Origin of the sequence: Paractinoplanes polyasparticus, assembly GCF_019710575.1 — a bacterium.
Classification (GTDB): Bacteria; Actinomycetota; Actinomycetes; order Mycobacteriales; family Micromonosporaceae; genus Actinoplanes; species Actinoplanes polyasparticus.
This window is the reverse complement of the sequence record NZ_JAHWFK010000071.1, coordinates 1-4,644: the sequence shown is the minus strand read 5'-3', so window position 1 is coordinate 4,644 and position 4,644 is coordinate 1. Positions and strand designations below refer to the sequence as shown.

General features: G+C 68.4%; 4 protein-coding genes and 1 pseudogene. 3 read left to right on the top strand and 2 right to left on the bottom strand.

Annotated elements, in window-relative coordinates; genetic code table 11:
- The first annotated feature begins 1,014 nt into the window (after positions 1–1,014).
- The gene (locus tag KXC43_RS47515) at positions 1,015–1,335 is read left to right on the top strand and encodes a DMT family transporter (RefSeq protein ID WP_221382905.1); all 321 of its coding nucleotides are present in this window, start codon (positions 1,015–1,017) and stop codon (positions 1,333–1,335) included.
- A gap of 350 nt (positions 1,336–1,685) precedes the next feature.
- Positions 1,686–2,171 (top strand): TetR/AcrR family transcriptional regulator, encoded by a 486-nt coding sequence (locus KXC43_RS47510; RefSeq protein ID WP_438870958.1) that lies wholly within the window; start codon positions 1,686–1,688, stop codon positions 2,169–2,171.
- A 466-nt stretch (positions 2,172–2,637) separates the two neighbouring features.
- Here the strand turns inward: KXC43_RS47510 and KXC43_RS47505 are convergent, their stop codons facing one another.
- On the bottom strand, positions 2,638–3,231 hold the full coding sequence (locus KXC43_RS47505; protein WP_221382904.1) for a GrpB family protein: 594 nt from the start codon (positions 3,229–3,231) through the stop codon (positions 2,638–2,640).
- 150 nt (positions 3,232–3,381) lie between these two features.
- Here KXC43_RS47505 and KXC43_RS47500 point away from each other — a divergent pair.
- Positions 3,382–3,818: pseudogene (locus KXC43_RS47500) on the top strand (GNAT family N-acetyltransferase).
- 286 nt (positions 3,819–4,104) lie between these two features.
- Here KXC43_RS47500 and KXC43_RS47495 read toward each other — a convergent pair.
- A partial coding sequence (locus KXC43_RS47495; RefSeq protein ID WP_221382903.1) for a cbb3-type cytochrome c oxidase subunit I occupies positions 4,105–4,644 on the bottom strand: 540 nt, incomplete at its 5' end.

Genomic DNA, 4,644 nt, shown 5'->3' with positions numbered 1-4,644 from the left:
CAGCCCGGCCCGTCCGCCCCTGGCGGAGCCCGGCCCCTCCGCCCCTGGCGGAGTTGGGCCGTTTCGCCCCTTGGCGCAACCAGCCCCTGACGAGGAGGGCCACTCCGCCGTCTCGGGCGCGGTCGGCTCGGCAGGCCGGCCGCGGCGAGGACGACCGCCCTCTCCCAGCGGGTGTGTGCGGCGGCAGGCGATGATCCAGTCGGGTAGTGCGTTAAGGGCGTCGGAGTCGGCGATCAGCTCGGTGAGGACGGCGGTTGATCAGCCGTTCGGAGCGGTACCGAGCCGACCGGCTGCCGGCCGTCAGGGGCCGATGATCAACCTTTGGGCCGCCGTCGAAGGATGAAGGTCGGATTCAACGGCACGAGCATGGCCATGCTCGCCGCCCAGTCGGCCAACTCGACCACGCGGGACAGCTCGTGAACGGCAGGGCCCCGGCCACAGCACTCGGCCATGAGTAGGTCGGCGAGCAAACACCGGTGGAGGATTTCGGCACGCAGCTTCGCCGCCCTCACTTAACACCCCTATTTGTCCGAGTTGAGGTTTCGGATGCCGATGAGCTGGCTGGGCAACGGCTCCACCACCGCCCTCTCCTCCCTCAGAGGCTCGGCTCAGAACTAACCCACGGCCACGACCGCACCCCTTCGTCCACTGACCAGCCCGACCCCGGCCTTGCCACCACCACGTCGTTCCGCGTCGGGCGCGCTCAGCTCCTTCTGAACAGCCGACAGGCCTTTGGTTGATGGACGGGGCGACGAGGCTCTTAGCGGCCCCACGCTGCCCGCCGCTTCCTGGCCCATCCACAGTCGGCTCGGCTCTCGCCCAGTGCGCCCGGCGCGCCTTCTTCGGGCGCGCCGGGCTGCTCCTTGGTGGTCGACATCGGCGGAGCCTGTATTCGCTGGGTGGCAGCGGCGAATCGGTCATGAGCGGCGGTGGCCCAGATCACCGTTGGCATGAGCGGTAGCGACTTGTACGTTTGTACTTGTACAGACGTACAAGAGTGAGAGAAGGTCGGCCGTGCCCTACGTGTTCCTGCTTATTGCCATCGCGGCAGAGGTGGCGGCGACCAGCCTGCTCAAGTCGACCGAGGGCTTTTCCAAGCTGTGGCCCACGGTGGCCTGCCTGACCGGCTATGTCATCTCGTTCGCGGCGCTCTCGGTCTGCGTGAAAGACCTGCCCGTCGGGGTCGTCTACGCGCTGTGGTCGGCGCTCGGGACCGCCGCCATCGTCGCCATCGGCGCGGTCTTCCTCGGGGAGCCCCTCAACACCGCTAAGGTCGTCGGCGTCAGCCTCATCATCGCCGGTGTAGTGACCGTGAACCTGGGCGGTGCCCATTGATCGACCCCACTCCCCCGCCCACCGGCGCGGCACTTTCCGACGCGGCATCCTCCGACGCGGTGCCCTCCGGTCAGGCGTCCTCTGGTCAGGCCGCCGGCGCACCGGCCCGTCGCGTGACCGCGGGCGGCCGTAGGCGAGCGGACCGCGAACCGGGCACCGAAGAAGCTTCGATCCTCGCGCGAGGCGGACGCAGACATGGCGACCGCGGAGCAGGCGCCGCCTCGCGGCCGGCTGCGCGGCGCAGTGGGGACCCGACGACCGAGGGCGACGACGAATCACCGGCAAGTGGACGGCGGCCTCAACGGGCGCGGGATCCTGAGGCGCGGCGCCGAGCGCTGGCCACCGCAGCCTTGGAGGTGATCTCCGAGGTGGGAATCAGCCGCACCACGCACCGCGCCGTGGCCGCTCGGGCCGGACTGCCTCTCGGCGCGACGACCTATTACTTCCCGACGCTCGACGATCTCATCGCCGCAGGGCTGCGGCTGTCCGCAGCCGACCTGCAATCCGATTTCCAGGAGTGGGCGGGGCGGCTCAGGGAAGCCTCTGACATCCCCGCAGCCGTCGCCGCGCTCATAGTCGAATATGTCACCGACCGTCAGCGTGCCCAACTGGAATGCGAGCTGTACGTGGCCGCCGGCCGTGACCCGGCCCTGCGCCCCCTGGCCATGGCCTGGCTCACGGGCATGCGAGACCTGCTCGAACCCCACGTAGGCGCCGACGCCGCCCACGACGTGGTCACCTTCTTCGACGGCGTGACGCTGCGCGCCCTGATCACCGGCCAGGAAGTAGACCTTCAGGCCCTCACCAGCGCGATCCGCCGCCTCACGACGCCCTGATCGAGCCCGCATACCGGCCAGCATCCAGACGCCGACCGGGCCGGACGGGCGAAGCAAGCGACCGGGCCGGGTGCCGGCGTACGGCTACGAGTGCAGAGGTATGCACGGTTTGTGCGTCGTACGCGAAGTGTTGGGCGTGAGGCTGATCGGGTCGTTGTCGGGCAGACGTTGGGCGCTGGCGATGGCGGCTCTTGATAAGCAGCGGTGGCTGGGTGTGTACCGGTTCCGAGCCCTGTACGAGGCCGGCGTTGTATCTGCGGCAGGCTCGACCCGGATCAGCTCGCCGCGCTGCACCGCTGGTACTTCGCCGTCTCGAGAAGGTGGAGGCGCCGTCACCACCATCGAGTTCCGACCCCACGCTCGAACGACAACGAGACGACGCGGCCGCCAAGGGCACGTCGCCCGCGAGCAGATCTTCGACGGCCTCCTGGCCCGCCTCGACGAACAGGCAAGTTGACGGCCGCTGTCAGCGCAGTCCCGCACGCTTGAGGATCTCCACGATGACGTCGGCCTTGCCTTGGACGTAGCCCGACATCGAGAGCGGATGCTGCGCCGCAGCAACGCTCTTCTGCGCAGCATAGCGATCCCGATCCTCGGGGTTAGCGCGAAGCCAGTCTCGAAAAATGACGTGGCGCAGGTACTCGTCGCAGTCGGGACCGAAGACATGCAGATTGACGTCATGACTCTCGGTCCACAGGCATCGATGCTCGTACCAGTGGGGATCTCGGGCGCGCAACTGGTAACCAGCAGCGGCCAGGTCGGGGACGTAGGCCTCCTCGTGGGCCGGGTCCGCCACGATCAGATCAATGTCGATGCGGTCTTTTGCGGGAAGACCCGGAACGGCGGTGGAGCCGACATGCTCCAGCGCGAGGACCCGCTTTCCGAGGGCCGCCCGAATGCGGGCCTCCTCGCGCCGGTAGCGCGCTGGCCAGCTCGGGTCGTAGGCACTGACGGTGATGGGTGCGTTCGGCGTGTCTGGCGACCGATCACCAACGACACGTTGCGCCATCTGTTCTGGCGTCGCGAACACAGACGGCGGCGGCAACGGAGGCATACGCATGCCGAGACGTTACCGTTCCAGATCAACTGCCCCATTTGCTCCGCCGACGCAGAAAAGTGACAGCCATCCTGGACGGCGCCGGACGGTCTGGTCCCTCGTCCTTGGGCGCCATCCGACGCTCCGGCTTTCTTCGCCGCCTACCAGGACCCCGTGATCCAGCATTGGCACCCTCGTCGCCCCTCCTCCGAACATCAGGTGAAGGAGTGGTTCGAGCAATACCGCCAAAGCTGGGACAGGAGAAAGGCGCAAGTTGGGCGGTAACGCGCGGCGGCGAGGAATTGGTCGGGCGCATGGCTTTGGGAAGCTTCAACCTCCATGCGGGCCTCGCAGGCTGCGCTTACTGGGTGCTGCCCGCAGCCCGCGGCGCCGGCATCGCGACCCGCGCGCTGGCGGCCGCTGGCGCCTGGGCACTCGACAACGCCGGCTTCTACCGGCTGCACCTGAGCCACTCGACCCGCAACCAAGCCTCCTGCCGCGTCGCCGTCAAAGCCGGCTTCCAACTCGAAGGCACCAAACACGGCGAGGCGCCCCACTCAGATGGCCGCCACGACATGCACCTCCACGCCCGCATCCGCGGCGATAAGTAGCGCCAACACCAAACGAGCAAGCCGCCAGAGCAGCGACGTCACGCGCAGCGGCTCATCATCGGCCAGCCGGCTCCGCGCAGGCTGCGCCACCAGCACAGCCACGCTCATCGGCACGGCACGCACACCAAGACAGCCACGCCTGTCGGCGTAGGGCACGCCGCCAGCAGAAGCCGGGCGCTGGACCAGCACGAGCAGCGGGTCGGTTTGGGCTTGGCGGGGTGTGGGGCCGGGCAGGCAGACGGAAACGGCCCGCTCTCGGTGAGAGCGGGCCGTTACCTGAACGCTGTCAGTCGCGGTTGGCGCCGGTGTCTTCCGGGTAGGTCGCGCCGCCGTCGGACTCGCGGGTCAGCGGGCGGGCGCCGCCCTCGGGCGGGCCGGCGATGGACTGTTCGCCCGCTGCCAGCTCGGGGAACTTCGCGTCGAACGCGGGGCGCTCGGAACGGATGCGGGGCATCTTGTCGAAGTTGCGCAGCGGCGGCGGGGAGGACGTGGCCCACTCGAGCGAGTTGCCGTGGCCCCACGGGTCGTCGACCGTGACCAGCTGGCCGACCTTGTACGACTTCCACACGTTGTAGATGAACGGCAGCGTCGACAGGCCGAGCACGAAACTGCCGATCGTCGAGAACGTGTTGAGGAACGTGAAGCCGTCCGACGCCAGGTAGTCGACGTAGCGCCGCGGCATGCCCTTGGTGCCCAGCCAGTGCTGCACCAGGAACGTGGCGTGGAAGCCGAGGAACGTCAGCCAGAAATGGATCTTGCCCAGGCGCTCGTCGAGCATTCGGCCGAACATCTTCGGGAACCAGAAGTAGATGCCGGCGAACACCGC